Annotated in this window: 25 protein-coding genes; 21 read left to right on the top strand and 4 right to left on the bottom strand. The window is 54.9% G+C overall.

Translation table 11 applies throughout. The annotated features are described in order from the left end of the window. Positions 1-209 precede the first annotated feature (209 nt). The 7 genes from ACFIOZ_RS16670 (at position 210) to ACFIOZ_RS16640 (ending at position 6,289) form a co-directional block, all read left to right on the top strand. A complete protein-coding gene (locus tag ACFIOZ_RS16670; protein ID WP_386079809.1) occupies positions 210-1,040 on the top strand; it encodes a bifunctional allantoicase/(S)-ureidoglycine aminohydrolase in 831 nt (276 codons plus the stop codon). Between the two features lie 9 nt (positions 1,041-1,049). After that, the gene (locus ACFIOZ_RS16665) at positions 1,050-1,538 is read left to right on the top strand and encodes an ureidoglycolate lyase (RefSeq protein WP_386079807.1); all 489 of its coding nucleotides are present in this window, start codon (positions 1,050-1,052) and stop codon (positions 1,536-1,538) included. A 117-nt stretch (positions 1,539-1,655) separates the two neighbouring features. After that, positions 1,656-3,131 (top strand): pyruvate kinase, encoded by a 1,476-nt coding sequence (gene pyk, locus ACFIOZ_RS16660; protein ID WP_386079805.1) that lies wholly within the window; start codon positions 1,656-1,658, stop codon positions 3,129-3,131. Continuing rightward, positions 3,118-3,897 carry a molybdate ABC transporter substrate-binding protein gene (gene modA, locus ACFIOZ_RS16655; RefSeq protein ID WP_386079804.1) on the top strand — a complete coding sequence of 260 codons (780 nt, stop codon included), beginning with the start codon at positions 3,118-3,120 and terminating at the stop codon, positions 3,895-3,897. Before pyk ends, modA begins: the two co-directional genes overlap by 14 nt. Positions 3,898-3,943: 46 nt before the next feature. Further along, the gene (gene modB / locus ACFIOZ_RS16650) at positions 3,944-4,612 is read left to right on the top strand and encodes a molybdate ABC transporter permease subunit (protein WP_088698967.1); all 669 of its coding nucleotides are present in this window, start codon (positions 3,944-3,946) and stop codon (positions 4,610-4,612) included. Further along, a complete protein-coding gene (locus ACFIOZ_RS16645) occupies positions 4,605-5,753 on the top strand; it encodes an ABC transporter ATP-binding protein (RefSeq protein ID WP_386079802.1) in 1,149 nt (382 codons plus the stop codon). Before modB ends, ACFIOZ_RS16645 begins: the two co-directional genes overlap by 8 nt. Positions 5,754-5,755: 2 nt before the next feature. After that, positions 5,756-6,289: a DUF192 domain-containing protein gene (locus tag ACFIOZ_RS16640; RefSeq protein ID WP_386079801.1), complete on the top strand. Its 534-nt coding sequence runs from the start codon at positions 5,756-5,758 to the stop codon at positions 6,287-6,289. Here ACFIOZ_RS16640 and ACFIOZ_RS16635 read toward each other — a convergent pair. Next, positions 6,286-7,140, bottom strand: coding sequence for a DMT family transporter (locus tag ACFIOZ_RS16635; protein ID WP_386079799.1), 855 nt, complete (start codon positions 7,138-7,140; stop codon positions 6,286-6,288). The two genes, ACFIOZ_RS16640 and ACFIOZ_RS16635, sit on opposite strands and share 4 nt — an antisense overlap. Positions 7,141-7,466: 326 nt before the next feature. Between ACFIOZ_RS16635 and ACFIOZ_RS16630 the strand changes: the two genes are divergently transcribed. The 7 genes from ACFIOZ_RS16630 (at position 7,467) to ACFIOZ_RS16600 (ending at position 13,182) form a co-directional block, all read left to right on the top strand. Continuing rightward, entirely contained in the window at positions 7,467-8,351 is an 885-nt protein-coding gene (locus ACFIOZ_RS16630; RefSeq protein ID WP_386079797.1) for a sugar phosphate isomerase/epimerase family protein, read from the top strand. A gap of 47 nt (positions 8,352-8,398) precedes the next feature. Beyond that, a complete protein-coding gene (locus tag ACFIOZ_RS16625) occupies positions 8,399-9,298 on the top strand; it encodes a hydroxypyruvate isomerase family protein (RefSeq protein WP_386079795.1) in 900 nt (299 codons plus the stop codon). 36 nt (positions 9,299-9,334) lie between these two features. Beyond that, the gene (locus tag ACFIOZ_RS16620; RefSeq protein ID WP_386079794.1) at positions 9,335-11,029 is read left to right on the top strand and encodes a GMC oxidoreductase; all 1,695 of its coding nucleotides are present in this window, start codon (positions 9,335-9,337) and stop codon (positions 11,027-11,029) included. Then, positions 11,026-11,682, top strand: a complete 657-nt coding sequence (locus tag ACFIOZ_RS16615) for a gluconate 2-dehydrogenase subunit 3 family protein (RefSeq protein WP_386079792.1) — start codon at positions 11,026-11,028, stop codon at positions 11,680-11,682. Before ACFIOZ_RS16620 ends, ACFIOZ_RS16615 begins: the two co-directional genes overlap by 4 nt. Before the next feature lie 16 nt (positions 11,683-11,698). Further along, the gene (locus tag ACFIOZ_RS16610) at positions 11,699-12,502 is read left to right on the top strand and encodes a 3-keto-disaccharide hydrolase (protein ID WP_386079790.1); all 804 of its coding nucleotides are present in this window, start codon (positions 11,699-11,701) and stop codon (positions 12,500-12,502) included. Positions 12,503-12,637: 135 nt separating this feature from the next. Next, entirely contained in the window at positions 12,638-12,910 is a 273-nt protein-coding gene (locus ACFIOZ_RS16605; protein ID WP_386079788.1) for a CopG family ribbon-helix-helix protein, read from the top strand. Beyond that, positions 12,907-13,182 (top strand): type II toxin-antitoxin system RelE/ParE family toxin, encoded by a 276-nt coding sequence (locus ACFIOZ_RS16600; RefSeq protein ID WP_386079787.1) that lies wholly within the window; start codon positions 12,907-12,909, stop codon positions 13,180-13,182. Before ACFIOZ_RS16605 ends, ACFIOZ_RS16600 begins: the two co-directional genes overlap by 4 nt. A 420-nt stretch (positions 13,183-13,602) precedes the next feature. Here the strand turns inward: ACFIOZ_RS16600 and ACFIOZ_RS16595 are convergent, their stop codons facing one another. From ACFIOZ_RS16595 to ACFIOZ_RS16585, 3 genes are read right to left on the bottom strand one after another with little or no spacing between them, the layout of a single operon-like run. After that, positions 13,603-14,829: a nucleoside permease gene (locus ACFIOZ_RS16595; RefSeq protein ID WP_386079785.1), complete on the bottom strand. Its 1,227-nt coding sequence runs from the start codon at positions 14,827-14,829 to the stop codon at positions 13,603-13,605. Positions 14,830-14,889: 60 nt separating this feature from the next. Next, entirely contained in the window at positions 14,890-15,966 is a 1,077-nt protein-coding gene (locus tag ACFIOZ_RS16590; protein ID WP_386079784.1) for a sugar phosphate isomerase/epimerase family protein, read from the bottom strand. Between the two features lie 2 nt (positions 15,967-15,968). Beyond that, positions 15,969-17,147 (bottom strand): Gfo/Idh/MocA family protein, encoded by a 1,179-nt coding sequence (locus ACFIOZ_RS16585; protein WP_386079782.1) that lies wholly within the window; start codon positions 17,145-17,147, stop codon positions 15,969-15,971. Positions 17,148-17,414: 267 nt separating this feature from the next. Here ACFIOZ_RS16585 and ACFIOZ_RS16580 point away from each other — a divergent pair, with 267 nt between their 5' ends. The 7 genes from ACFIOZ_RS16580 to ACFIOZ_RS16550 all read left to right on the top strand — a co-directional run bounded on the left by ACFIOZ_RS16580 (position 17,415) and on the right by ACFIOZ_RS16550 (position 25,874). Next, entirely contained in the window at positions 17,415-18,413 is a 999-nt protein-coding gene (locus ACFIOZ_RS16580; protein ID WP_386079781.1) for a LacI family DNA-binding transcriptional regulator, read from the top strand. 121 nt (positions 18,414-18,534) lie between these two features. Further along, a complete protein-coding gene (locus ACFIOZ_RS16575) occupies positions 18,535-19,545 on the top strand; it encodes a DctP family TRAP transporter solute-binding subunit (protein ID WP_386079779.1) in 1,011 nt (336 codons plus the stop codon). A 61-nt stretch (positions 19,546-19,606) separates the two neighbouring features. Continuing rightward, positions 19,607-20,086 carry a TRAP transporter small permease gene (locus ACFIOZ_RS16570; RefSeq protein WP_386079778.1) on the top strand — a complete coding sequence of 160 codons (480 nt, stop codon included), beginning with the start codon at positions 19,607-19,609 and terminating at the stop codon, positions 20,084-20,086. Further along, positions 20,076-21,383 (top strand): TRAP transporter large permease, encoded by a 1,308-nt coding sequence (locus ACFIOZ_RS16565; protein WP_386079776.1) that lies wholly within the window; start codon positions 20,076-20,078, stop codon positions 21,381-21,383. Before ACFIOZ_RS16570 ends, ACFIOZ_RS16565 begins: the two co-directional genes overlap by 11 nt. Before the next feature lie 323 nt (positions 21,384-21,706). Next, positions 21,707-22,687, top strand: coding sequence for a TAXI family TRAP transporter solute-binding subunit (locus tag ACFIOZ_RS16560; RefSeq protein WP_386079774.1), 981 nt, complete (start codon positions 21,707-21,709; stop codon positions 22,685-22,687). 144 nt (positions 22,688-22,831) lie between these two features. Continuing rightward, on the top strand, positions 22,832-25,435 hold the full coding sequence (locus tag ACFIOZ_RS16555; protein WP_386084118.1) for a TRAP transporter permease: 2,604 nt from the start codon (positions 22,832-22,834) through the stop codon (positions 25,433-25,435). 10 nt (positions 25,436-25,445) lie between these two features. Next, complete coding sequence (locus ACFIOZ_RS16550) at positions 25,446-25,874, top strand: universal stress protein (RefSeq protein WP_386079773.1); 429 nt, start codon at positions 25,446-25,448, stop codon at positions 25,872-25,874. Positions 25,875-26,001: the final 127 nt, after the last annotated feature.

Here is a 26,001-nt window from a genome sequence, read left to right as displayed (position 1 = left end):
AGCCAATTCGTGCCGAGGATGCTGTTTGTGGACATGTTCGTATGGTTTTAGAATTATGAAACGAAAGTTTCTAAAGACGTTACTATTGGGAGGAGTGTTTCACAAGCGTTTTGCTAAAGAGCTTCGCCAAAGATCGCTTTAATATGGTTCGCTAATATTGTATACAAGATATATGTCTCTTGTTTTTACTAAGCAATATAGGTTTAAAAATGCCAGCTACTTATTACGCCCCCACCGGCGGGCACCCGCCGCAAACACAAATTACCGCTGACCGTGCGGTATTTACCGAAGCCTATGCGCTGATCCCCAAAGGCGTGATGCGCGATATCGTCACCAGCAATCTGCCGTTCTGGGAAGGCACGCGACTATGGGTGCTGGCGCGCCCGTTGTCAGGATTCGCCGAGACGTTCTCCCAGTACATTATGGAAGTACAGCCCCAGGGCGGCAGCGATAAGCCTGAGCCTGACTCCCAGGCGGAAGGCGTGCTGTTTATTGTGGAAGGTGAGTTAACGCTTACTTTGTCAGGCGAGTGCCACACCCTGCAGCCCGGCGGCTACGCGTTTATTCCCCCTGGCAGTTCGTGGCAGGTGCGCAACGAATCCAACGCGCCGGTACGTTTCCACTGGGTACGCAAGGCCTATGAGTTTGTGGAAGGGCTTGAGGTGCCGCAGGCGTTCGTCACCAACGAGCAGGACATTGCCCCCATCGAAATGCCGGGTACCGAAGGGCGCTGGGCCACCACGCGCTTTGTCGACCCTGCGGACGTTCGCCACGATATGCACGTCAATATCGTCACCTTCCAGCCCGGCGGCGTGATTCCGTTTGATGAAACCCATGTCATGGAGCATGGCCTTTACGTGCTTGAGGGCAAAGCGGTTTACCATCTAAACCAGAATTGGGTAGAAGTAGAAGCCGGGGATTTTATGTGGCTTCGCGCCTTCTGCCCCCAGGCCTGTTACGCCGCTGGCCCCGGGCCATTTAGGTATCTGCTGTATAAAGATGTTAATCGTCATGCTTCTCTTAAACTGTCATCTCGCTAAGGAGCTGTAATGCTTGAACTAAAAGCCGAGCCGCTGACGGCAGAGGCGTTTGCCCCCTTTGGCGATGTGATAGATGCACGTACGTCAGCGTCGTTTCCCATTAATGCCGGGCGCACTCAGCGCCATCATGATCTGACCAAGGTGGAAACCCTGGGCGAAAACGCCCACACGCTGATTAATATTTTCGTTAGCCAGCCGATTACACTGCCGTTGGAGCTCACGTTTCTGGAGCGTCATCCTCAGGGTAGTCAGGCGTTTATGCCGCTGCATCAGGAGCGCTTTATTGTGGTGGTAGCCCCGCCGGGGGAGCATATTAACCCTGCAGACGTGCGAGCGTTTGTCACCGATGGTCGCCAAGGGGTGAACTACCGCGCAGGCACTTGGCACGCCATACAATCGGTACTGGAGCGTGAAGGCGAGTTTTTGGTAGTGGATCGGGGCGGTGATGGCAATAACTGTGATGAGTTTCCTCTCGCGATCACCGTGACGTTGACTTAAACCCACCCTCTGCGTTGCACTGCTGTCATATAGAGCGCGTTAAACTGGTAAGCTAGGGTTACTGAGTAGAATTACTTAATAGAGTCACTACACGCTAAATTGCATGGTTGGAACATTATGAACGCACTGCACTTCTCCACGATCCGTCGTACCAAAATTGTCGCCACTCTGGGGCCTGCCAGCGACCGGGAAGGCGTATTGGAAGCCATGCTCAAGGCGGGTGTCGATGTGGTGCGTCTTAATTTCTCCCATGGCACAGCGGATGATCACCGCCGTCGGCTAACCGAGGTGCGTGAAATCGCCGCCCAGCTAGGCCGCAGCGTTGCGGTGTTGGGGGATCTGCAGGGCCCCAAAATTCGTATTGCACGGTTTAGAGATGGGGCTGTGGTGCTCAAAGAGGGCCAGCCGTTTATTCTTGATATGGCGCTGGATGGCGATGCAGGGGATAGCCATCAGGTGGGCTGCGACTATAAAACCTTGTCGAAAGACGTTACTGCCGGGGATCGCCTGCTGTTAGACGATGGGCGCCTGGTGCTGGACGTGGCACGTGTTGACGGCCAACAGGTGCATACCACTGTGGTCGTGGGTGGCAAGCTCTCTAACCATAAAGGCATCAACAAGCAGGGCGGCGGGCTGTCCGCTCCGGCATTGACCGAAAAAGATAAAGAAGACCTTAAGACCGCCGTTGAAATCGGCGTCGACTACTTAGCCATTTCTTTCCCCCGCCATGCTGAAGATATGCTTGAAGCACGCCGCCTGCTGGGCGAGGCGGGCAAAGAGATTGGCCTGGTTGCTAAGGTGGAGCGCGCCGAAGCGGTGGCCGATGACGCCACTCTGGATGGCATTATCGAAGCCTCAGAAGCGGTGATGGTGGCGCGGGGCGATCTAGGCGTCGAAATTGGTGATGCCAAGCTGGTCGGCGTGCAAAAGCGCATGATCAAACGAGCACGCTCGCTGAATCGTGCGGTGATTACCGCAACGCAAATGATGGAAAGCATGATTTCAGCGCCGTTGCCTACCCGAGCGGAAGTGTTTGATGTGGCCAACGCGGTGTTGGATGGCAGCGATGCGGTCATGCTCTCGGCGGAAACCGCAGCGGGGGATTACCCGCTGGAAACCGTGGAAGCCATGTCACGTGTTTGCCTGGGCGCTGAGCGGGAAAAGACCGCCCAGGAGTCGGGACACCGTATTCATGAAGGCTTTACCCGCCCTGACGAGACCATTGCGCTCTCCGCCATGTACGCGGCCAACCATATGACCGGCATTACCGCGATTGCCTGTATGACCTCATCGGGCTATACGCCGCTGATCGCTTCGCGCATTCGTTCGGGCCTGCCGATTGTGGGCTTGGCGCATAACCCTATCGCTCAGCGGCGCATGGCACTCTACCGCGGCGTCGTCTCGCTGCCGTTCGATACCTCTGAAATGAGCGCCACTGAGCTAAATGACCGTGCCCTTGAGCTACTGGTGAAGACCGGTATCTCCAAGCCAGGCGACCATGTGATTCTTACCCGCGGCGATCATATGAACGCTCACGGTGGCACCAATACCATGAAGGTGATGGAGATTACCGACGAGCATGCTAAAAGCTAAATTAGTCCATAGGCTACTGCTTGCCTGCCTACTACTAACCAGCGCCCCCGCTATAGCGGGGGCGCCTCCTATTGTGGCGGCTGCCTCTGATCTGCAGTTTGCGCTGACGGAAGCCGCTGAGCGGTTTCAGCAGCAAACTGGCCACGCCCTGCGGCTTAACTTTGGTTCTTCGGGCAACTTTCGCCGTCAAATTGCCCAGGGCGCGCCCTTTGAGCTCTATCTCTCTGCTGACGAGCGCTACGTTCAAGCGCTCTATGAAGAGGGCTACACACAAGATGAGGGCGTGATTTATGCCATTGGTCGTCTAGTGTGGCTGCAGCGCGCTGGGCGTGGTGATTTGCCTAATGAGGAGATGCCGCTTGAAGCGGTTCAAACCGCCTTAGAGGCGGGGACTACTGAACGCATCGCCCTGGCCAACCCCGAACATGCGCCCTATGGCGTTGCGGCACAGCAGGCGCTTGAGCACGCCGGGCTTTGGGAGCAAACAGAGCCGCTGCGGATACTGGGCGAAAACGTCTCCCAGGCGGCACAGTTTGCGCTTTCCGACGATGCGCGGGGTGGCCTGGTGGCTTACTCCTTGGCACTGGCACCCTCACTAGGTGAGCGAAGTGAGTACGTACTCATCCCCGGGACTTGGCATAGCCCACTACGCCAGCGCATGGTACTGACCAATCAGGCTGGAGAGATTGCCACGGCCTTCTATCAGTGGTTGCAAGAGGACGAGGGACAATCCATTTTGCGTAACTATGGTTTTAACGCGGAATAATGGCTTTAGCGTCGAATGATGAGCGCTTCTTAATGGAAGGGGCATAATGGATTGGTCGGCGCTTTCGGTCTCGTTACGTCTCGCGGCATTTACCTGTCTCATCTTACTGCCCATTGCCATTTGGCTAGGCCGCTCTCTGGCCTATGCGCGTTTCCGCGGCAAAGGGCTATGCGAAGCGCTGATCGCACTACCGCTGGTATTACCACCTACCGTATTAGGTTTCTATCTGCTGCTGAGCTTTGGCCGCGACGCGCCAGTGGGCTCGTTTTGGGCAAACATAACCGGCAGCGGGCTGAATTTCACCTTTACGGGCATATTACTGGCTTCCCTAATCGCCAATTTGCCGTTTGCCGTGCAGCCTATTCAGCGGGCCTTTGAGCATGTGCCCCACAATCTACGCGAGGCGGCTTGGTGCAGCGGGCTTAGCCCCTGGCAAACGCTGCTGCGCATTGAGCTGCCGCTGGTATGGCCCGGCATAATGTCAGCGGCAGCGCTCACCTTTGCCCATACGCTGGGCGAATTTGGCGTCATCTTGATGGTGGGCGGCGCCATTGATGGCGAAACCCGCACCCTTGCCATTGCCATCTATGATCGCGTCCAGGCCTTTGATGAACAGGGTGCTGCACAGATGTCGGCGCTGCTGCTGTTGGTATCGTTTATTACCTTGGGGCTTGTCTATGGGCTGGCCGGGCGCAGGCGGTGGATCCGTGGCTGATTCGCGCATTACAGGGCTAGGCGCAGGGCTACGCGTAGCGGTCAATCAAACGGGGCCGATTCCACTGGCTGCCGAGTTCGTTTGCCAACCCGGCGAATTGCTGGCGCTGGTAGGGCCATCGGGCAGCGGAAAAACCACGCTGCTGCGCACCATTGCCGGGCTTTATCGTCCCCAGGGCGGGCGGGTGGAGTGCGCTGGAGAGGTTTGGTTTGACGCCGAACGTAAGCATTCACTCTCGCCCCAGCGTAGGCAGGTCGGCATAGTGTTTCAGGACTATGCGCTATTTCCGCACCTAACCGCCTCGCAAAATATTCAACTCCCTCTGCGCCACTTGCCCCAAACGCAACGCCGTGAGCAGGCCGAGCAGTGGCTAGCCAAAGTGCGCTTGGATGGGTTGGGCAAGCGCTATCCTAACGCGCTTTCGGGAGGCCAGCGCCAGCGAGTAGCACTGGCACGGGCCTTGGCCCGCGACCCTAAAGTGTTGTTACTCGACGAGCCGTTTTCGGCGGTGGATCAAGTCACCCGGCGGCGGCTACAGCGCGAGTTAGCGCTGCTACGTGAGCAGATCGATATCCCCATAGTACTGGTGACTCACGATCTGGAAGAGGCCGCCGCGCTGGCCGACCAAATCTGCGTGCTACATAACGGTGCAAGCCTTCAGCAGGCCGCTCCTGACGCGCTGTTTAGGCGCCCCGCCTCGCCGTTGATAGCTCGTTTGTTAGACAGGCATAATCTATTTGAAGGCATCGCTGTTGACGTAGCGGGACAGCGGCGGCTGAAGTGGGGGGACACTTACTTAGAAGTGGCCGAGCGGCTTGCTCACCTGTCACCGGGTGAAACGGTGGCCTGGTATTTGCCCCCGTCAGATATTGTGCTTCACCGCCGTGACCGTCCTTCCCTGGGCGAACGGGAAAACCCGATCACGGCCACGGTCAGTGAGTTGGTGGTATTGGGTGGCATTACGTCAGTTTCACTGCGCGTCCACCATGGCGATATGTTACGTTTCGATATCGCCACCCATGCCGCACGGCGTAATCAGTTAACCCGCGGTGCTGTGGTGAATGTTTCACTACTGGCCGAAGGCATTCACCTTTTGCCAGGCCACCGAGTTCGCGCAGATGCGCATGACAAAAGGAAGTAAGCATGGATCCCACGCGTCGCAAGTTGCTTAAGGCGTCTTTACTGTTGCCACTGACGGCGCTACTGCCGATGTCGCTACTTAGCTCATTTACCTGGGGGCAGGCGACGACGAAATCGATGCAGACGTTGTCGCTGGCTATTCACAGTGATGGGGGCCCACATCGTTTAGAGGTTGAAGTGGCGGAAACGGCTTCCCAGCGTCAACGCGGCTTAATGGGGCGCGAGAACTTGCCAGAAGCAAGTGGCATGCTATTTCGTTTTGAGAGCGAGCAGTCCGCTAACAATGCCTTTTGGATGTATCGCACGCTGATTCCTCTGGATATTGCTTTTATCGATAGCGAGGGGCGGATCGTGGCGATTAATACCATGCAGCCCTGCGAATCCTCGTCGCCAAGTGACTGCCCCTCTTATCCGGCGGGTGCGGCTTATCACTCAGCGCTAGAGGTAAATGGCGGCTACTTTGCCGAGCGCGGTATCAACGTAGGGGACTGTGTTTCCATTCCTGACGAAGCCGGTTTCTGCCAACCCGCAGACTAAGCCGAGCGACGGCGAAATCTGATCACAATCAGGGCGATACCCGCGACCACTAAGCCGCCTCCTGCTAGCTTATGCACGCCTAGGCTGTCGCCCATTAACAGTGCGCCTAGGCCAACCGCCAACACCGGTACCAGTAGTGTCATGGGTACCACGCGGTTAACCGGGTGGCGGCGCAACAGCGCGTACCAAATCCCGTAAGCGACAATTGACGACATCACGGCGGTGTAAATCATCGCCCCCCAGCCTAACCATGTAGCTTGCTGCATCGCCTGCCACTGACCGCTCTCAAATAGCCATGACCCCAACCCTACCTGAGGCACTGCGAACAGCGCCACCCAGCCCGCCAGTGCCATCGGCGCAATCGGTGGGCCGCGCTTGATCAACAGCTGCGACACCGCCCAGCCCATGGCACTGCACAACAGGATCGCCAGTGGCAGAGGAGAGGGCAGCGTTGGCCCGCCCGCCAGCACGACGACCCCAGCAAAAGAGAGCAGCAGCCCGGCAATACGCTTGGGCCCCAGCTTCTCTTTTAGAAAGATTACCGCTAACAGCGTGGCAAAGGGCGTGCCCATTTGTACCAGCAGCGCGCCGGTACCTGCCTCAGCGTGCTCCAGGCCAATAAACAGCAGAGCAAAGTGTAGGCTGCCAAACGTCACCGAGAGCAGCAGCAAAAAGGGTAGCTGTACCCGCGCCACTGGGTAGAAAGGCACCAGCAGCGTCGCGACGAGCATAAAACGCAGTGTGGTCATCAATAGTGGCGGTAGTTCCGCCACACCAACCTTGATCACAATGATATTCAACGCCCAAATGGCGATAACAAACAGGCCGAGTAGCAAATCGCGTAGAGGCACGTTGATGTCCGTTGGTGGATGGAAGCGGCAGTCATTATATCAGCTTGGGAGATGGTAAAAATAATAGCGCTATAAGTGGTTGTTTAGCATTGCTGCTGTTTGATACTAAAGTGTTAGTTTTTTCTTATTAATCCTATAAGTGCTTTATAACCAATGGCTTGAGAGCTGATTGGCGAGAGGGTAAGTTCTTTTTTGACATCATTAAAGCGGTAAAAAAGAGTGCTGACTTGCACATTCAACTGAGATGATCTAAAAAAATGTAACCGATTACATTCTTGCATCGGCGCTTTCACAACCCATAACAATCCAACAACAACGAGGTGGATATGGATACCCCGCGACGCTTAAAACGCATGAGTTCACAGGCTCTATTGGCTGCCAGTGCCGTGACGCTGTCAGCGCTGGGTCTGCCTGGCTTTGCCCAAGCTCAAGACAACTCAGCAGAGCTGCCCATCGCCGTGCAAATGTACACACTGCGGGATTTTGGCAGCTTGGAAGAACAGTTAGCCGCTGTAAATAGGGCTGGTATTTCGGCGATTGAAACGGTGGGCACCCAGGAAGTGACTGCTGAAGAACTCAATGCACTGTTAGAAGAGCATGCGCTTGAAGTGATCTCAAGTCATGTGCAGCTAGACGATTTGCGCAATCGCTTAGATGAGACGGTTGCTTTCAATCAGGCGGTGGGTAACGACACCTTAACAGTGCCTTATCTAGCCGAGGACGCACGCCCTAGCGATGCCGAAGGCTGGCAGGCGCTGGGTGAAGAGCTAGGTGATATTGCCGCTGAGCTAGATGCCGAAGGGTTGCGCTTGGCGTATCACAACCACGATTTTGAAATGGAAGTGTACGACGATAAAACCGCCCTAGAGCATCTTTTTGATGCAGCCGGATCTGACCTGTTGGCAGAACTGGATCTCGCTTGGATCGCACGGGGCGGGTTTGATCCGGCAGAGTACGTGACGCGTTTTGATGGGCAACTGTTTGCTGTACACGCCAAAGATAACGCGCCAGAAGGCACCGATGAAGAGGAGAGTGGGTTCGCAACACTCGGCAAAGGCGTACTGGATTGGGATGCGATATTACCCGCCATTGAGGCCACTGATATTGAATGGTACATCATCGAACACGATATGCCGCTAGACGCTGAAGCGGTTATTACCGAAGGAAATAGCTTCCTAGAGGAGAAATTGGCAGCGCTTCGTGAAGAGTAATACACGCCTAAGCCATCTCATTTAGATGACAAACGCGAGGATGCTTTATGAAGCGCTACCTTATTGATCGGCGAAGCCTGCTGCGCCACAGCGTGACCGGTTCTATTGGTTTGGCGGCGCTACCTCTGCTTGGATCTCAAGCCCTATCTGAAGATAGGCCTTCCCAGCCGGCACTAAAAGGCAATATCCAGCATTCGGTTGCCCGCTGGACGTTTGATTTTTTGCGTCTGGAAGAGCTTTGCCAGCTTTCAACCGAGTTGGGCATTACGGCGATTGATCTGGTGGGGCCCGAAGAGTGGCCTGTGCTTCAGCGCTATGGGCTCGACTCCTCCATGTGTAATGGTGCCGAGTTGAGCCTTGAGGATGGCTGGGGCGACGCCCGCTTTCATGCCGAGCTGGTTGAGCGTTATCTCAACCATATCGATCTGGTCAGCCAAGCGGGTTACACCAATTTAATCTGCTTCAGCGGCAATGCTCGGGGCATGAGCCCTGAGCAGGGTTTGCAAAATGCCGAAACGGGACTGAAGCAGATTCTTGCCGAAGCAGAAGCAAAAGGCGTGGTGCTACAGATGGAGCTGTTTAACAGCAAAATCGACCACCCTGATTACCTTTGCGATAACTCTGCCTGGGGAATTGAGCTTTGCCGTCGTCTTGATTCACCCAACTTCAAGCTGCTCTACGACATCTATCACATGCAGATTAGTGAAGGCGATGTCATTCGCACCATCCGTGAAAACCACCCGTTTTTCGGCCATTACCATACGGCCGGTGTGCCTGGGCGGCATGAAATAGATGACACCCAAGAGCTCAACTACCCCGCGATTTGTCGCGCTATTCGAGATACCGGCTTTAAGGGCTATATCGCCCAAGAGTTTATCCCTGACCGGACTAGCCAACAGGCAAAAATAGAATCACTGCAGGCGGCTATTCAGCTCTGCGACGTGTGATTCGACTCTAAAAACAACACAGTAAGGAAGATAACCATGCCAGATAATCACTACGATGCCATCGTGGTTGGCTCAGGCATTAGCGGCGGTTGGGCTGCTAAAGAGCTAACCGAGAAGGGGCTAAAGGTTTTGCTGCTTGAGCGTGGGCGCAATATTGAGCACGTAAAGGATTACCACAATGCCGACAAAGAGGCGTGGGATTATCCCCATCGGAATGAGCCAACTCAGGAAATGATCGCTAAATATCCTGTGCTCAAGCGCGACTACCCCCTTAATGAAGCTACCCTGGGCATGTGGGCGGATGAACAGGCCAATCCCTACGTAGAAGAAAAGCGCTTTGACTGGTTTCGCGGCTACCACGTAGGCGGGCGCTCGCTGCTTTGGGGCCGGCAAAGCTACCGGCTCAGCCCGATGGATTTTGAGGCCAACCAGCGGGAAGGCATCGCCATTGATTGGCCGATTCGCTACGAAGATCTCGCCCCCTGGTATGACTATGTGGAGCGCTTTGCCGGTATCGCAGGCACCCTGGAGGGGTTGGATATTCTTCCCGATGGCGAGTTTCTGCCGCCAATACCGCTTAACTGCGTGGAAGAGGATGCGGCCAAGCGCATTAAAGAGGCCTTTGGTGGCCAGCGTCATCTTATCCACAGCCGGGTGGCCAATATTACCCAGCCAAAGCCAGAGCAAAACCGCGTCAACTGCCAATACCGTAATAAGTGCTGGCTGGGGTGCCCTTTTGGTGCCTATTTCAGCACCCAGTCCGCTACGCTTCCCGCTGCGGTAGCCACCGGCAATTTAACCTTGCGGCCGTTCTCGATTGTCAGCCAGGTGCTGTATGACAAGGATCGCCAGCGAGCGCGGGGTGTAGAAGTCATTGATGCCGAAACCCATGAAATCCACGAGTACACCGCTGATGTGGTGTTCCTTAACGCCTCAACCTTCAATACCACCTGGATTTTGATGAACTCTGCGACCGATGTCTGGGAAGGTGGTTTGGGTAGCAGCAGCGGAGAACTGGGCCACAACGTGATGGATCACCATTTCCGCTGTGGCGCCAGTGGCGAAGTGGAAGGCTATCAGGATAAATACTATTTTGGACGCCGCCCTGCAGGCTTTTACATTCCACGCTTTCGCAACGTAGGCGATGAGCAGCGTAGCTATGTGCGGGGGTTTGGTTATCAAGGCGCGGCGAGCCGTCAGGGCTGGGATCGTGAAATTGCTGAGCTCAATATCAATATCGGCGCTGATTTAAAGCAAGCACTCACCCAGCCAGGCGGTTGGACGATCGGCATGACGGGCTTCGGCGAAATGCTGCCCGACCACGATAACCGCATCTCTCTGGATCACAGCGTTCGCGATAAGTGGGGGCTGCCGGTGCTGTCGATCAATGTGGAACTCAAGCAAAACGAGCGCGATATGCGCCGGGATATGGTTCAGGATGCGGTCGATCTGCTGGAGGCCGCGGGGGTGAAAAACGTCAAAGGCGACGTAGGCGATTACGCGCCGGGCATGGGGATTCATGAAATGGGCACCGCGCGTATGGGCCGTGACCCGAAAACGTCAGTGCTCAATAGCCATAACCAGATGTGGGACGCGCCCAATGTGTTTGTCACCGATGGCGCCTGCATGACGTCATCCTCTTGCGTGAATCCATCCTTAACCTACATGGCACTTACCGCGCGGGCGGTGGACTATGCCGTGAAAGAGCTTAAGCGGGGTAACCTGTCATGAACCGTCGCGAGCTACTCAAAATGATCGCGCTGACGACCGGTGCAGTGATGATTGGAGGCAAATCCCTATTTGCCTTTAGCGATACTGGCCAAGCAGGCCACTCCTTTAGCAGCCAGGATGTGCAGCGCCTAGACGAGCTGGCCGAAACGATTTTGCCGCGTACCGATACCCCAGGGGCTAAGGACGCGGGCGTCGGGGAGTTTATGGCCATGTTCGTAAGCGACTGCTATACGCCCTCAGAGAGAGAGGTGTTTTATTTTGGTTTAGCGCAGCTTGAGGCGCGCAGCCGAGCGGCTTACGAGCGTGGCTTTATGGCGTTAAGTGGCGAACAGCGATTAGAGCTCATAACCGAGTTGGATCGTGAAGCGATGGCGCACGCCCAGCAGCAGGCCCGCAAACAGCCAACCCCCGCTGAAGAACTGACGATAGAAACCCAGACCGCGCAAAATCAAACGGCAGAAAACCAGTCATCACAGGAGCATGTGGAGAGCGAAGATGCGCTGCCACACTACTTCACCATGATGAAGCAGCTAACGCTGTTTGGCTTCTTCACCTCAGAAGTCGGCGCGACGGAAGTCCTACGCTACGAAGCGGTGCCAGGCCGCTATGACGGCTGCGCGCCTTATAACGGCGAGCCTGCCTGGGCAACCTAATTGAGCGGAGAGCATGATGAAAAATCAACGTATGCACAAACGTAAGCCTCACTCCTATGCTCAGACACTTTGCCTATTGGCCTGCGGCAGTTTGTTGGCATTCAATAGCGCAGCTCAGGAGGGCGCATCGAATGAGACGCTGACACCCGAGGAGCAATCCGCCAAAACCGAAGTATGGGAGCCAGTGCCCGCAAGCGTTGCAGTGCCTGACGATGGTGTTCCCTCCGATGCCATCGTGCTATTCGATGGCACCGACTTAGACGCCTGGGAGGGCGAAGAGGGTGGGCCAGCCGAATGGCACGTGGATGACGGCGCTATGACGGTAAATCGCGGGGCGGGAGGCATTCGTACTCGCCAGGATTTCTGCGATGTGCAGCTTTACCTGGAGTGGCGAGCACCGTCCGATATCGATGGCATGGAGGGTCAAGATCGGGGCAATAGCGGCGTCTTTCTGCAGGAACGCTATGAAGTCCAAGTGCTGGACTCCTACGACAACCCGACTTATTCCAACGGCCAGGCGGCATCCATCTATAAACAGCATATTCCACTCGTCAACGCATCGCGCCCACCCGGTGAGTGGCAGAGTTACAACATCCTCTACACCGCGCCACGCTTTGATGATGAAGGCGCCCTTGAATCGCCTGCCTACATCACCGTTCTGCATAACGGTGTAGTGGTGCAGCACCATGCTGAAGTGCAAGGCACCACCGAGTGGATTGGCGAACCCAACTACGACGAAGCCCACGGCTGCGCGCCCATTTACCTGCAGGATCACGATGCGGACGTTAGCTTTCGCAATATATGGGTGAGGGAGCTATAGCTAGGCACTTATAAGCCCCTAAGCGAGCAGGCCCAGTCTTCTGATGCTAGACAGTATCGAGGGCTGGGCTTTTTTGTACCGCTCTCATTGACTATGCTGTAATACATTGTAGTCGTCAGGAGTGAGGGTATAGATATGGGTGTCACTACAGTTCGTCTTCAGTCAGACGTTGAACAGCATCTGGAAGCTATCGCGAGCAGGCTCCACCGGAGCAAAGGCTGGGTAATCAACCAGGCGTTATCGGAATACATCGAGAAGCAACAGCTTGAGCAAGAGCGTTGGAGGCAAACGCTGGAGGCGATGGAGTCTGCCGCACAGGGGAAAGTGGTTGATAGCAGCGAGGTTCATCAGTGGCTCAATAGCTGGGGAACCGAAAACGAGCAGGGTGCACCGAGGTCGGGTAAGTGAAACTGGTTTACACGGATGAAGCCATTGAAGATTTGAAGCGCCTTCGAGAGTTCATCGCCATCCATAATCCCTCTGCAGCCGGCAGGATAGCGGCAGAGCTGGTCGGTAAAATCGACTTACTGCCAGACTTTCCCAACATGGGTACGCCTGTTGAAATGGCACCGGATTCCGTTCGTGACATGGTCTTTGGTAAATACGTTATTCGCTATTCAGTGCATGCGAGCGTCATCATTATTCTGCGTGTATGGCATGAACTGGCAGATGAGCGCTAGCCATTAAGCCAGCTGCGATTCCCTGCTATGGCAAAATAGCAGTGAAAAGAAGGCGGATTCGGGCGAGGTATTTACTTGTTACGTTTAACCGAAAAGGAGTTTTATGGACGGCTTTTTTGAAGAGATAGGCAGGGGGTTTTTTAGGGGAATAGGTTACATACTGGCAGAGGTATTCTTCAGAACCATTTGTTACTGGGTTGGCTGGCCAGTCTGTAAACTAGTTACTTTGGGAAAATATCCTTCGGCTTCTAAAGTGATATATTTCGATGAGCATAGGAGCCGAGCCGACGGCGCTTGGTGTGCCGTAGTGGGCTTGCTTGCGTTGATTGTGTTGGCGCTGTATTTGTTAGGGCAGCTTTCGTACAACGCTTAGTAAGCCGGGTGCCGCCAACGCCCCCGGCTTTTTTATGCTCTATATCCTTACACGTTAGGCTTAGCCGCTACGCTTTTATCGTTTTTAAAGGTGAGGAAGAACAGCACCAGCACTGCGATAGCAAAGACTGCAGGGAACATCCAGATGCCTTGCCAGTCGTGGGCGCCGTTGGTGGAGAAGTGGTCGGTAATTTGGCCAGCGACCCAGAAGCCTATCAGCATGCCGACCCCGTAAGTGGCCAGCGTGATCATGCCTTGGGCGGAGCTTTTGAATTTCTCTCCCGCGCGGGCATCGGTGTAGATTTGGCCGGTCACAAAGAAGAAGTCGTAGCACACCCCATGCAGGGCAATACCGATCAAGAGCATAAACACCATCTCATCGGCGTTCCCGAACGCAAACAGTGCATAGCGTAGTGCCCAGGCCAACATGCCGATCAGCAAAGTCTTCTTGATACCAAAGCGATGAATAAAGACCGGTAGCAGGAGCATAAACAGCACTTCTGACACCTGGCCCAGGGTCATTTTGCCGGTAGGATTAGTAACGCCGATTTCGGCCAGGAAGGGGTTAGCGTTTTGGTAATAAAACGCCAGCGGAATACAAATCAGAATAGAGGCGATAAAGAAGATGGCGTAGTTGCGGTCTTTTAGCAGGGCCAGCGCATCTAATCCTAACACTTCTTTTAAGCCAACCGGGCCATCTGCTTTCGGCGGCGTTGCGGGAAGGCTAAAGCTATATAGGCCAAGGGCTAAAGAGGCGATCGCACACATCAGGAAAGTGTTACGCAGCATGCCGTCGGCGATGCCTTGGGAGGAGTCCCAGGCGAATAAGTAGCTAATACCCAGACCCGCGATTATCCAGCCAATGGTTCCCCATACGCGGATTTTAGCGAACTCCTGGCCTGGGTCGCTCATTTGGCGGAAGGAGACTGAGTTAACCAGCGCCAGTGTCGGCATATAAATAATCATATACATCAACACCAACGGGTAAAACTTACTGAAGTCGCTGGCGACATACAGGCCGTACATTAACGCAGCGCCCGCCAAGTGCAGAACACCGAGAATACGCTCGGCGTTGAAATAACGGTCAGCGATCAAGCCAATAATGAAAGGGGCAATAATGGCACCCCAGGATTGGGTGGAGAACGCCATGCCAATCTGGCCACCGCTGGCGTTTAGGTTGTTGGCCAGGAAGGTGCCCAGGGTGACAAACCAGCCGCCCCAGATAAAGAACTGCAAAAACATCATGATGCTGAGTCGTGTGCGTATCATAGCCATGACGTGATCCTTTGTTGTGGTTGTGCGGTTGTGATTACTGTTTTGATTTAAAACCGTCAATTAGCGGCGTGGCGTAAGGCCAAGAATTCGGCGGTTGCGCGAAACACTGGTGGTGACACCGGCAAAGTCATCAAAAGCGCGACCGGCGGGTTGAATCAGGTGCGCTTCGATAAAAGGCGCTCCCTCTGCAGCACCCTGGGCGGCGTCTTTAATGCAGCACTCCCACTCAAGCACCGCCCAGCCATCAAATCCGTACTGCGTCAGGCGGCTAAAAATCCCGCTGAAATCGATCTGCCCATCGCCTAATGAACGGAAGCGGCCTGGGCGCTCTACCCAACCCTGGTAACCGCCATAAACGCCGCTGCGGCCATTGGGGTTAAATTCAGCGTCTTTAACGTGAAACATGCCGATACGCTCGTGGTAGCGGTCGATAAACTCGAGATAATCCAACTGCTGCAGCAGTAAGTGGCTGGGGTCATAAAGAATTTTCGCCCGCGGATGGTTGTCCACCGCCATAAGGAACCGCTCGAAGGACGCACCGTCGTGAAGATCCTCGCCAGGGTGAATTTCAAAGCACAGGTCAACGCCAGCTTCGTCAAAGGCCTCCAGGATCGGCCGCCAGCGGCGGGCCAGTTCGCTGAAGCCTTCTTCAACTAACCCTTCTGGGCGCTGGGGCCAGGGGTAAACAAAGGGCCAAAGCAGCGCGCCAGAAAACGTAGCATGGGCGGTTAACCCCAGCCGTTGGCTAGCTTTGGCAGCCAGTTTTAGCTGCTCGATGGCCCACTCGGTACGCGCCTGGGGCTTGCCGTGTAGTTCAGCGGGGGCGAAGTCATCGAATAAGTCGTCGCAAGCGGGATGCACGGCGACCAGTTGGCCCTGTAAATGAGTAGAGAGTTCGCTGATCACAACGCCGGCTTTTTCGCAGCGGGCGTTTAACTCATCGCAGTAGCTTTGGCTTTCAGCGGCCTTGCGCAGGTCGATAAAACGGCTATCAACAGTGGGTAGCTGAATAGCCTGATAGCCCTGTTCGGCCGCCCAGCGAGCGATACCGTCGAGGCTGTCGAAAGGCGCTTCGTCGCCGATAAACTGGGCCAGGAAAATGGCGGGGCCGCGGATGCCTTGGGGGGTGTTTGGCATGATTAGACTCCAGGCAGTTGAGTGGTGGGCAGCGGCGTCCATTTCTGTTCGCTTTTGGCGCTGGTGGTGACGGCCTCAATAAACGCCATGCCACGAAGTCCGGAGGTCATGCCGGGAACGCCTTTAACGTCGCCTTGCTCGCCTTGATGAATCGCCTGGGCGAAGTCGCGGTAAAGGTTGCCGAGTGCTTCCAGATACCCTTCGGGATGGCCGCCGGGTAGTCGTAGGCGCTGCATCGCGTTGGGAAAAAGGTCGGGTTGGTCGACGCCCGCACGGAGGGTGCGCATCGGGGCTTGAAGCGGGCGGTAGAGCAGGCTGTTGGGCTCCATTTGGTGCCACTCAAGCGCCCCTTTATCACCGTAAATACGAATTTTGAGCGCGTTCTCTTCCCCGCTGCAGACCTGGCTGGCCACCAGGGTGCCGCTGGCGCCTTGATCGGTGCGCAACAGCACATCGCCATCATCGTCCAATTGACGGCCGTCGGCGTGGCTGGCAAGCGAGGCACACAGCTCGCTAACCTGATGACCAGAGATAAACTCAGCAAGGCCAAACGCATGAGTGCCAATGTCGGCCATGCAGCCGCTGATGCCTGCGAGCGTAGGGTCGGTGCGCCACGCGGCTTGCTTATTACCCTGCTGTTCTAAACGCTCGCCTAGCCAGCCCTGGGGGTACTCCACGTGAATTTTGCGAATGCTACCTATTTGGCCCTCGCTGACCATTTCCCGGGCTTGCCATACCATGGGGTAGCCTAAGTAGGTATGCGCCAAGCCATACAGGCAGCCGCTGGCATGCCAGCTTTCTGCTAAGCGCTGGGCCTCCTGGAGCGATACTGCCGCCGGCTTTTCGCAAAATACATGAAAGCCTGCCTGCATCGCTGCTGCGGCGATCGGAACGTGAAGATGATTTGGCGTTACGATCACCAACAGTTGCATGCGCTGTTCGGTGGGAAGTTGCTGCTCGCTTTCTAGTAACTGCTGCCAGTCGGCGTAAATACGCTCGTCGGGGAGGTGACACGCTTCGCCGGTCAATTGGTTATTATCCGCCGTGCGGCTAAAGGCACCACACACCAGCTCGCAAGTGTCGTCGAGGCGGGCGGCTAAGCGGTGAACCTGGCCGATAAACGCCCCTTGGCCGCCGCCGATCATGCCTAAGCGGATACGGGGGAGAGTGGGTCGCGGCATAGAGAGGCTCCTGTGTTAATAAACTGAGTTTGTTTATATTCGAGGTGATTGAATTTTTAATGTAATGTAACCGGTTACATTTGTCTTGAAGCTAAGTCTTGACGCTGAGAGCGTCAATGCGACAAAGGTATACGGTGTTGAAAATGTGCCAGAAAATAGCGCGCTGAGTTTAACGTTAGGATACGTTAAGCTGAGAGGAGGAGCGCCGCGCAACCATCTGTTTGGCTGGTAGGAAAAGCCGGCGAGCACAGAGCGATAAGGGAGGCCATGACCAATATACGTAAGGTCGCCGAATTGGCGGGCGTTTCAGTGGCGACTGTATCACGGGCGTTGAAGTCGCCGGATATCGTCTCGCCCACTACCCGGGAAAAAGTGCTGAGGGCCGTTGATCTAGCGGGCTACAAACCTAACTTGATGGCGGTTCAGTTCCGCTCCCAGCGCACTTATAACCTGGTGGTCTTGGTGCCCACGATCGCCAACACTTTTTTTGCGCGGGTAATCAGCGGTATTCAGGAAGCGGCCCAGGAGCGCGGCTACGGCGTTCTGCTGTGTAATACGCTGGGTAATGAGGCGATGGAAACCCAGTACGCCAGTTTAGTCAGTACGCGCCAGGCGGATGGCGTGATCCAACTGCGTGCTTTTAACCCCTTTTCTGAAAATGCCTTTCCCGCTGGGGCGGTATTGCCGATGATCAATGCCTGCGAGGTGCTGGACGATGCGCCGTGTCCCACCGTTAAACTGGATAACCGCGCAGCAGCCCGGGAGGCCACCGAGCACTTGATCTCCCTGGGGCATCGGCGAATAGGCATGATAAAGGGCCCTCGGCGCAGCCCCTTGACCCGTGACCGCCAACAAGGCTACCAGGATGCGTTGAGCGCGGCGGGCATTCCGTTAGATGAGCGCCTGCTTTGTCCTGGCGATTTCACACCACTTTCTGGCTATCAAGCGGCGGAAACGCTTATCGCTTTAGCGGAGCGACCCTCCGCGATTTTTTGTGAAAGCGATGAAATGGCGATAGGTGCCATGAGCCGTATCAAGGAAGCGGGACTACGCGTTCCGGAAGATATCTCGGTGGCGGGTTTCGACGATATAGCGTTTGCTTCCTACAGCGATCCACCGCTCACCACGATTGCCCAACCGGCGGAAGCATTCGGGCGCGAAGCTGTTGCCATGCTGATTGAGGTGCTGGAAGGGCGGCAAGTTAATAACTTGATGTTGCCCTACACGCTGGTATCCAGAAAAAGCACAGCAAAATGCCGACCTTAGACGTCTTTCTTTCGCGCGCTAAGTGCATACAATAAGTGGGGCTTTATCAAAAAGCCTCACAGCTGCTATCCACGCGCACTACCCAACGCACACCATAAAAATAGCTAAAAAAGGATCTACCATGACGCTGACACGCTCAATAGCTCACTTCACCGCTGGCTTGGCCGGTGCGGCACTGCTTTCCGCCTCCCTTTCTGCACAAGCACGCGAACTCTCGGTTTCTACGGTTTTGTCTGATGCTTTCCCCTGGGGGCAGGCAGCGGAGAAGTGGGCAGAACTGGTGGAAGAACGTAGCGGCGGTGAATTAACGCTGCGGGTGTATCCGAATTCTCAACTGGTTTCCGGTGATCAAACCCGTGAATTTTCTGCCATGCGTTCTGGGTTAATCGACGCTGCAGTGGGCTCGACCATTAACTGGTCACCCCAGGTGCCGGAACTTAACCTGTTCTCTTTACCCTTCTTCATTCCCGATGAAGCCGCCGTCGATGCGGTTACCGGTGGGGAGGCTGGGGAGTTGGTGTTTGAAGCGATCGAATCACGCGGCGTTATTCCGCTGGCCTGGGGTGAAAACGGTTTTCGACAGGTCTCCAATTCGCGTGGGCCAATTAGCCAGCCAGATGATCTGGATGGCCTGAAGATCCGTGTTGTCGGCTCGCCGCTATTCCAGGATACCTTCTCGGCACTTGGTGCTGATCCCACCCAAATGAGCTGGACCGACGCGCAGCCCGCGCTGACCACCGGCGCTGTGGATGGCCAGGAAAATCCGCTCTCTGTGTTTGACGTCGCGCGCATTGATCAGGTCGGCCAGGAGCATTTGACGCTCTGGAACTACATGAATGACCCGCTGATTTTTGCGGTCAATCAGCAGGTCTGGCAAACATTGAGCGAAGAGCAGCAAACTCTGCTGCGCGAAACCGCGGTAGAAGCGGGCGAGTGGGAAATAGCCATGACCCGTGAAGAAGAGAGCGAACGCCTAGCGGCGATTCAAGAGCGCGGCGTGACGGTGACTGAATTGACCGATGAGCAGTACCAGGCGTTTGTCGATGCCACTCAGTCCGTGTACGAAAAATGGGCGCCGCGGATTGGTGAAGAAGTGGTAGAGGCCGCACAAGCTGCTATCGACGCGCGCTAATTACCTGTGATGTTCAAACTCCCGGTCTTTAAGGCTGGGAGTTTTTTGCTGTGAGGCTGCCATGAAAGGCTTTCCTGATGCGCGCCCTGAACGCTGGCTGGGGGCGCTGGCATTAATCATTATTTCGTTGATTAGTTTAGGCAATGTGATTACGCGTTACCTAACCGGCGGCTCCTTTTCATTTACAGAAGAGTTTTCTGTATTTTTGCTGGTCGTGCTGACCTTTGCAGGTGCCTCGGTGGCGCTGCGGCGTAACCGCCATATTCGTATTGGCTTTTTGGAACGGGCATTGCCGCCCAAGTACCGCCGTGGGCTGATTTTTTTTCAAGCGCTTTGCGGTGTCACCGTGCTGGGTTTGATCACCTGGTATGGCGGCAAGATGGCGTGGCAAGAGTATCAGTGGGAGTCGCTGTCACCAGGACTTGGCTTGCCCCAGTGGTGGTATTTAGTCTGGCTGCCTGTGCTTTCTGCGGCCATGGTGTGGCGCTTGGTTCAGCAAACCGTTGACCGTTTGACGGGGAGGCTCACCGATGAGCCCTGATGTGTGGATGATTCTGGCCTTTGCGGGTTTGCTGATAGCGGGGGTGCCGGTGGCGTTTTCGCTGGCGCTCTCCGGGGCCGTTGGCATCGTACTGGGTTTGTCGCCGGACATGCTCGCGACAATGGGCACCAACACCTATAACAGCATTGCCAAGTACCCGCTTATTGCGATTCCACTGTTTATCTTAACAGGGCTTATTTTTGAACGCTCTGGTGTGGCGCTGCGCTTGGTGCGCTTTGCCCAGGCGTTGATTGGCCCGCGCCATGGTGGTTTGGCGCTGGTCGCTGTGCTGGTATGCATGATCATGGGCGGTATGAGCGGATCAGGCCCTGCCGATGCGGCAGCGGTGGCGATGGTGATGCTGCCGAGTATGACCAAGGCGGGCTACCCCAAGCCGTTTTCCGCCACGCTGATTGCCGCCTCTGCCTCAACGGCGATCCTGATTCCGCCTTCAGTGGCGCTGATCCTCTACTCGATTGTGGTACCGGGTGTCGATTTGCGTGCACTGTTCGCGGCAGGGTTATTCCCCGGTATTCTGGCCGGGCTGGCGCTGCTGGTGCCCGCTATGCTCGTTTCCAAACGCTACGGCTGGGAGGGCGGCACACCGGTAGAGGGTGCCGAACGGCTAAGCGTACGTACTACGTTTAAGCAGGCGATACCGGCGCTGTTTGCACCGGTATTGATTCTGGGTGGTTTGCGTTCAGGCCTGTTTACCCCTACCGAAGCAGCGGTGGTCGCCGTGGCTTATGGCGCGATTGTCGGGCTGTTTTTGACCCGTGAGCTGTCACTGCGCGATTTATGGGAACTGCTGGGGGAGGCAGCGATTATTTCAGGCGTGGTGATGCTGATTATCGCCCTGGCGGGTATCTTTGCTTGGGCGGGCACCATGCTGGGTACGTTCCGTCATTTAGCGGAGTGGATTATCAGCTTGACCGATAACGGCGTGCTGTTGCTGATCCTGGTGATGCTCGCGGTGCTGGTGGCTGGGATGCTGCTGGATGCGATCTCCATCTATCTGATCATGATGCCGATTTTGATCCCCGTCATGCAGCACTTTGAGTGGAACCCTGTGTGGTTTGGCATTCTGTTGGCAATGAACATTGCTATTGGCCAATTTACCCCGCCGGTGGCGGTGAATTTGATGGTGACCACCGAAGTGGCCAAAATTCGTTTAGAGCAGACCATTGGATGGGCGCTGCTGTTTGTCGTTGCCATGGGCTGTGCGTTAGCGCTGGTGGCGATTTTTCCCGCTATTGCGCTGTGGCTGCCGCGCGTTTTGGGCTATAACGTTGACTAATTTGGTTTACCCTTTTGCCTACCTTATGCAAAGGCGGTATAGCAGTTAACGCTCCCTAAACGATTAAGAGCGCTACACTGTGTATTAGACGACATCGAAATTCATTATTTAGCGTATTACATTTCGCTAATTAGGTTTTTTTCGCTAAAGTAGTGTTAGCAGGCAGCTATAGCTCGCCTGTAACCGTTTGTCTTAAAAACAGAATGTTTGAAAAACGTTTTGGAGCAAGGCCACCTGAGGGAACGGTTCATCAGGTGAGGCCAAAACGCACGATGTTTGCAACATCAAATACGCTCATAACATCAATACAAAGAGGTGTGTTCATGAAACGCCATGTATTTTCCACTGCCGCCTTCTCTGGCGCGCTGATTGCTGCCGCCACGTTTGCGTCTCCTGCTGTTGCGCAGGAACGCTACATCACTATCGGTACCGGTGGCCAAACCGGCGTTTACTACGTCGTAGGCCAGTCGGTTTGCCGTATGGTTAACCGTGGCAGTGACGACCACAACATCCGTTGTAATGCTCCTTCTACTGGTGGCTCAGTAGCGAACGTTAACGGCATGAAGAGCGGTGAACTGGACATGGGCGTTGTTCAGTCTGATGTTCAATTCCGTGCTTATAACGGTGAAGCAAACTTCGAAGAAGAGGGCGCTTGGGAAGATATGCGCTCCGTATTCACTATGCATGGTGAACCGCTGACTGTTGTTGCGCGTGCCGATTCCGGCATCGAAACCATCAGTGATTTCCCTGGCAAGCGTGTCAATATCGGTAATCCGGGCTCTGGCCAGCGTAATACCATGGATGTCGTCATGGACGCGTTCGGCTGGGACGAAGATACTTTCGCTCTTGCTTCTCAGCTGGATGCCGCCGAGCAGTCTGCGGCCCTGTCCGATAACAACATCGATGCCATGGTGTATGTTGTGGGCCACCCGAATGGCTCTATTCAGGAAGCGACTACCACCATCGATGCACGTTTAGTCCCAGTAACCGGTGATGAGATTGATGCGCTGGTTGAAGAGTATCCATACTACACCCGCTCCGTGATTCCTGGCGGTCTGTACCGTGGTAACGATGAAGACGTTGAAACCTTCGGTGTGGCGGCAACATTCGTTTCTTCCGCTGACGTTGATGAAGATATCGTTTATGAAACCGTCAAAGCCGTCTTTGAAAACTTTGACCGTTTCAAGCGTCTCCACCCAGCGTTTGAAAATCTGAACGAAGAAGAGATGATCTCTGACGGCCTTACCGCTCCGTTGCACGATGGGGCAGCGCGTTATTATCGTGAGCGTGGCTGGATCGAGTAAGTTCGAAGAGACGTAATAATCGGCAGGTGAGCAGCGTTCACCGCCTGTAGTAAAGCGCGGGCGCCTGGTAATTGTTAACCCAGGTGTCCGCGCTTCTTGTTGAAAGCGCTGATTGTCAGCGCTGACCATACACAGGGCAAGCGTATGCGTGATGACAAACAACCTTCGGCGGCTGCTGATAATGACCTGGAGGATATGGTTGCCTCCAGCGATTCCGGGGCACGAAAACCAGTGGGGGGGCCGGGTAAGCTGCTGGTGAGCATTGCAGCGATCTGGTCGCTGTTTCAGCTCTGGATAGCTTCACCACTCTCTTATATGGTGGGTTTTGGCGTGTTCAGTGCCACTGAGGCGCGCTCGATTCATTTAGCGTTTGCACTGTTTCTCGCTTTTATGGCTTATCCTGCCTTAAAACGCTCACCGCGTGACCGCATCCCTCTTCAGGATTGGGCCTTTGCCGCGGTAGCCGCGTTTTGCGGTGCTTATCTGTTTATGTTTTACGATGATTTGGCCCAGCGCCCCGGTCGTCCTATCACTCAGGATATCGTGATTGGCGTGATCGGCATTATTATGTTGCTGGAAGCCACACGGCGCGCGCTTGGGCCGCCGCTGATGATCGTGGCTGGTCTGTTTATCGTTTACTCGCTGTTTGGGCCCTATATGCCCGGTATTTTGGCCCACCGGGGCGTAAGCCTGGGCGGTTTGATTAATCACCAGTGGCTGGGCACCCAAGGGGTGTTTGGCATTGCGCTGGGGGTTTCTACCAGTTTTGTTTTCCTTTTTGTGCTGTTTGGTGCCCTGTTGGACAAAGCGGGGGCCGGTAACTACTTCATCAAAGTGGCATTCTCTATGCTTGGTCACTTCAAGGGTGGCCCTGCCAAAGCGGCTGTAGTCGCTTCGGGTATGACGGGGTTGATCTCGGGGTCGTCGATTGCCAACACGGTAACGACTGGCACCTTTACGATTCCGATGATGAAACGCGTGGGCTTTAGTGCTGAAAAAGCGGGCGCCGTTGAAGTGGCATCTTCAGTAAATGGCCAGATAATGCCGCCAGTCATGGGGGCAGCTGCCTTTCTGATGGTGGAGTATGTTGGCATATCTTATGTAGAAGTTATTAAGCATGCCTTTCTGCCCGCGATTATTTCCTATATCGCGCTAATTTATATTGTTCACCTAGAAGCTTTGAAGGCCAACATGAAAGGGCTGCCTTCAAGTAATCCTGCGCGCCCTATACTCAACAAAATTCTGGGCTTTATGACCGGGCTGATACTGCTGATGGCCCTATCCTTCGCGGTTTATTACGGGCTTGGCTGGCTTAAACCTGTACTCGGAGAGGCCACCCCCTGGGTTATTTCGGTAGGCTTGGCCGTAGTGTACATAGGGCTGTTGAAAATCAGCTCGAATTATCCAGAGCTGGAAATGGATGACCCTAACTCTGCCGTGGTCAAACTGCCACAAACTCGTCCAACGGTAATGGTGGGCTTGCACTACATTCTACCGGTCATTGTGCTGGTGTGGTGTTTGATGGTGGAGCGCATGTCGCCAGGGTTGTCGGCGTTTTGGGCGACCATGTTCATGATCTTTATCATGGTCACCCAGCGCCCGGTGATTGCTTTCTTCCGTGGTCACAGCCAGTTCTCGGCTGATGTTAAAGAGGGGTTTAAAGACCTATGGGACGGCCTTGTCGCCGGTGCCCGTAATATGATCGGGATTGGTATTGCCACCGCAACCGCCGGTATCGTGGTGGGTGCTGTTTCGCAAACCGGTGTAGGCCTGGTGCTGGCGGATGTAGTGGAAATTCTTTCCGGTGGCAACCTGATGATGATTCTGTTGCTTACCGCGCTGCTTAGCTTGATTTTGGGGATGGGTCTACCAACCACGGCTAACTACATTGTGGTCTCTGCGCTAATGGCGCCGGTTATTGTGCTCCTTGGGCAGCAAAATGGGTTGATTGTACCGCTGATTGCCGTTCACCTATTCGTGTTCTATTTCGGCATTATGGCGGATGTCACGCCGCCCGTGGGGCTTGCTTCGTTTGCTGCGGCGGCGGTTTCCGGCGGTGATCCATTACGTACTGGCTTCCAGGCTTTTTACTACAGCCTGCGCACCGCGGCGCTACCATTCCTGTTTATCTTTAATACCGACCTGCTGTTGATCGATGTCACCTTTATGCAAGGTATTGTCGTGTTCATCGTCGCGACCACCGCTATGCTGATATTTGCAGCGGGCACACAGGGCTACATGATTGCCCGCAACCGTTGGTATGAGTCGCTACTCTTGCTACTAGTGGCCTTTACGCTGTTCCGCCCTGGCTTTTGGATGGATCGAATCCACGATCCCTACGAGTCGATTCCGCCTACTCAGTTTGCAGAAGCACTTGGAAGTGTCGATGACGGCAGTAACTTGCGGGTGCAAATTGCGGGTGTTGATGATTACGGCGATCCAATGACGACCTATATTCTCGTTCCTGTGCCCAGTGGAGATAACAGTGAGGAGCGTATGGAAGCGCTGGGAATGGAGCTGTTGGCAGATGGTGATCAGGCCGTGGTCGATTTTGTCGAGTTTGGCAGCCAGGCCGCCGAGTTAGGCTTCGACTTCGATCAAGAGATCATTGAAGTGCTGGCTCCCGTTGATCGCTGGACGAAAGAGTGGATGTGGATACCGGCGCTGGTCATCTTTGGCTTAGTGGTACTGCTACAGCGCCGTCGGCGGGAAAAACAGTCCGCCGATGAATCAGCAGCAACCGCTTAAGGAGGCCGTCATGTATCAGAAAATCTTACTGCCCGTGGATCTTAATGAAGAAGGGTCGTGGAAGAAGGCGCTGCCCACGGCGATTACGCTTTGTGAGACCTTTGGGGCATCGTTGCATGTGGTCACGGTGTTGCCGGAGTTTAAGATGCCCATGGTCGGGGCCTATTTTCCCAAGGATTTTTCTAAGAAAGCGCATGAAGCTATCAAAGAAGCTCAGCATGCGTTCATTCAAAAGAATGTGCCTGAGAAGATTCAAACGCAAAGCGTGATTGTCGATGGCTCGCCTTGGGAAGCCATTATTAAGGCAGGTAAAAAGTTGGATGTCGACCTGATCGTTATGGCTTCCCATACCAAACGTAAGTTTGTTGATTACGTGCTGGGCCCCAATGCTGAGCATGTGGTGCATCATGCCAAAGTATCGGTAATGATTGTGCGTTAGATACTAAGTCAGCCTAGAGCGACGTCAGCCTAGAACGACCTCAGCACTAGACGGCCATACAGGCAAAACCAAAACTCCGGGCAGCTAGCTCGGAGTTTTTTTATTGTCAGTATTCTCAGCTTCACTA

This window comes from Vreelandella sp. F11 (assembly GCF_042466685.1).
Classification (GTDB): domain Bacteria; phylum Pseudomonadota; class Gammaproteobacteria; order Pseudomonadales; family Halomonadaceae; genus Vreelandella.
Note: the sequence above shows the minus strand (reverse complement) of the source record. Positions and strands in the feature narration are given on the sequence as shown.

What these genes read in the sequence shown, in the direction of transcription:
- ACFIOZ_RS16630 (WP_386079797.1), top strand. Translation starts at nt 7,467, where the DNA reads ATGGATACCCCGCGACGCTTAAAACGCATGAGTTCACAGGCTCTATTG.
- ACFIOZ_RS16555 (WP_386084118.1), top strand. Translation starts at nt 22,832, where the DNA reads ATGCGTGATGACAAACAACCTTCGGCGGCTGCTGATAATGACCTGGAG.
- ACFIOZ_RS16570 (WP_386079778.1), top strand. Translation starts at nt 19,607, where the DNA reads ATGAAAGGCTTTCCTGATGCGCGCCCTGAACGCTGGCTGGGGGCGCTG.
- ACFIOZ_RS16665 (WP_386079807.1), top strand. Translation starts at nt 1,050, where the DNA reads ATGCTTGAACTAAAAGCCGAGCCGCTGACGGCAGAGGCGTTTGCCCCC.
- ACFIOZ_RS16585 (WP_386079782.1), bottom strand. Translation starts at nt 17,147, where the DNA reads ATGCCGCGACCCACTCTCCCCCGTATCCGCTTAGGCATGATCGGCGGC.
- ACFIOZ_RS16590 (WP_386079784.1), bottom strand. Translation starts at nt 15,966, where the DNA reads ATGCCAAACACCCCCCAAGGCATCCGCGGCCCCGCCATTTTCCTGGCC.
- ACFIOZ_RS16565 (WP_386079776.1), top strand. Translation starts at nt 20,076, where the DNA reads ATGAGCCCTGATGTGTGGATGATTCTGGCCTTTGCGGGTTTGCTGATA.
- ACFIOZ_RS16580 (WP_386079781.1), top strand. Translation starts at nt 17,415, where the DNA reads ATGACCAATATACGTAAGGTCGCCGAATTGGCGGGCGTTTCAGTGGCG.
- ACFIOZ_RS16550 (WP_386079773.1), top strand. Translation starts at nt 25,446, where the DNA reads ATGTATCAGAAAATCTTACTGCCCGTGGATCTTAATGAAGAAGGGTCG.
- ACFIOZ_RS16575 (WP_386079779.1), top strand. Translation starts at nt 18,535, where the DNA reads ATGACGCTGACACGCTCAATAGCTCACTTCACCGCTGGCTTGGCCGGT.
- ACFIOZ_RS16610 (WP_386079790.1), top strand. Translation starts at nt 11,699, where the DNA reads ATGAAAAATCAACGTATGCACAAACGTAAGCCTCACTCCTATGCTCAG.
- pyk (WP_386079805.1), top strand. Translation starts at nt 1,656, where the DNA reads ATGAACGCACTGCACTTCTCCACGATCCGTCGTACCAAAATTGTCGCC.
- ACFIOZ_RS16625 (WP_386079795.1), top strand. Translation starts at nt 8,399, where the DNA reads ATGAAGCGCTACCTTATTGATCGGCGAAGCCTGCTGCGCCACAGCGTG.
- ACFIOZ_RS16615 (WP_386079792.1), top strand. Translation starts at nt 11,026, where the DNA reads ATGAACCGTCGCGAGCTACTCAAAATGATCGCGCTGACGACCGGTGCA.
- ACFIOZ_RS16595 (WP_386079785.1), bottom strand. Translation starts at nt 14,829, where the DNA reads ATGGCTATGATACGCACACGACTCAGCATCATGATGTTTTTGCAGTTC.
- ACFIOZ_RS16670 (WP_386079809.1), top strand. Translation starts at nt 210, where the DNA reads ATGCCAGCTACTTATTACGCCCCCACCGGCGGGCACCCGCCGCAAACA.
- modB (WP_088698967.1), top strand. Translation starts at nt 3,944, where the DNA reads ATGGATTGGTCGGCGCTTTCGGTCTCGTTACGTCTCGCGGCATTTACC.
- ACFIOZ_RS16620 (WP_386079794.1), top strand. Translation starts at nt 9,335, where the DNA reads ATGCCAGATAATCACTACGATGCCATCGTGGTTGGCTCAGGCATTAGC.
- ACFIOZ_RS16560 (WP_386079774.1), top strand. Translation starts at nt 21,707, where the DNA reads ATGAAACGCCATGTATTTTCCACTGCCGCCTTCTCTGGCGCGCTGATT.
- modA (WP_386079804.1), top strand. Translation starts at nt 3,118, where the DNA reads ATGCTAAAAGCTAAATTAGTCCATAGGCTACTGCTTGCCTGCCTACTA.
- ACFIOZ_RS16640 (WP_386079801.1), top strand. Translation starts at nt 5,756, where the DNA reads ATGGATCCCACGCGTCGCAAGTTGCTTAAGGCGTCTTTACTGTTGCCA.
- ACFIOZ_RS16605 (WP_386079788.1), top strand. Translation starts at nt 12,638, where the DNA reads ATGGGTGTCACTACAGTTCGTCTTCAGTCAGACGTTGAACAGCATCTG.